Genomic DNA, 1,086 nt, shown 5'->3' with positions numbered 1-1,086 from the left:
TAGACTTTTTTAAACCAACCGTATAGTAGGGTTTTCGGTGCCAGGTAATTATGTTTATTCCAAAAGTGGATGCTCCCGTATGCCTTTGGAAAATATGCAATGGCTTCCGAGAATATGCATGTATCTCAGGTACGCAGGTTTTGTGCTGTAAAAAAATAGTAGGTATATGATGAGTAAAGGTTTGGAAATTCAAGAATTAGCGATCGCTATCACTGCCAAAAATCTCAATCCCACAGTTATAAATTCGGATTTTTTTAAATACGCTGGGATTGTGCCAGCAGATTGGGAGTTAGCAAAACAACCGATATATACCAACACTTTAGTTCAGATTTTGTTTAATAATGGCTTGGGAATCATTGCCCAGCCTAACCGGATCACCATCGCTGAGGTGATTGGTGCGAAGAATTACCAGGATGTGAAAGTAGCAGAAATTGCTTGTCAGTTGGTAGAAAAACTGTCCCAAGTTGAGTATCAATCTGTGGGAATTAATCCCAGGGGTTTTGTGACTTTTGATTCTGAGTCAGGAAGTTATGAGTATCTGTGTAATAACTTGTTGTCTCCTGGTTCATGGCAAGAATTTGGTGAAGGAAAGATGAATGCTGCGTTGCAGTTGGCTTATCCTCTGAAACAGGGACAATTGAATTTGGGCATCAATCAGGCGAATATTCAGTTTCCAGAGCAGGTAGTGCCGGCAATTTTGTTCTCTGGTAATTTCAATTATTCTCTAACAGGTGACACTCAAGGGGAACGAGTGCAAGATTTACAACAATTAGTTCAGAACTGGCAAGAATCTATAAATATGTTCGAGAAGCTGATTACAGAAAAATTCTTGCCGTCAGTTACACAAACTAATGTCTCTGTGTTCCCGGAAATGGCACTTTCTTTTTAAATTAATCTGCCCGTAGCTTTGAGATTACGGGCAACTATTTTTTATTATCTTGTTTTTATCGCATCAGTTAAATCTTTTTACCCCTAATTCCACCTATCAAAATCGATCAGAAGATGAATAGGGAGCAACGCGATTTGGTGAGGTCTAGTCAAAAACAAGCGATCGCTAAAAATCATATTTAAGTACAAAGTGATTTT

1 protein-coding gene is annotated in these 1,086 nt (G+C 38.6%); it reads left to right on the top strand.

Annotated features, from left to right (window positions below; translation table 11 throughout):
* Positions 1–166 precede the first annotated feature (166 nt).
* Complete coding sequence (locus tag CK510_RS30705) at positions 167–889, top strand: hypothetical protein (protein WP_342746017.1); 723 nt, start codon at positions 167–169, stop codon at positions 887–889.
* Positions 890–1,086: the final 197 nt, after the last annotated feature.

The organism is Brunnivagina elsteri CCALA 953 (assembly GCF_002289455.1).
GTDB lineage: Bacteria > Cyanobacteriota > Cyanobacteriia > Cyanobacteriales > Nostocaceae > Brunnivagina > Brunnivagina elsteri.
The sequence above is the reverse complement of the archived record's forward strand: the minus strand, read 5'-3'. Positions and strand labels throughout refer to the sequence as shown.

Coding starts and splice junctions, on each gene's coding strand:
- CK510_RS30705 (WP_342746017.1), top strand. CDS start 167: ATGATGAGTAAAGGTTTGGAAATTCAAGAATTAGCGATCGCTATCACT.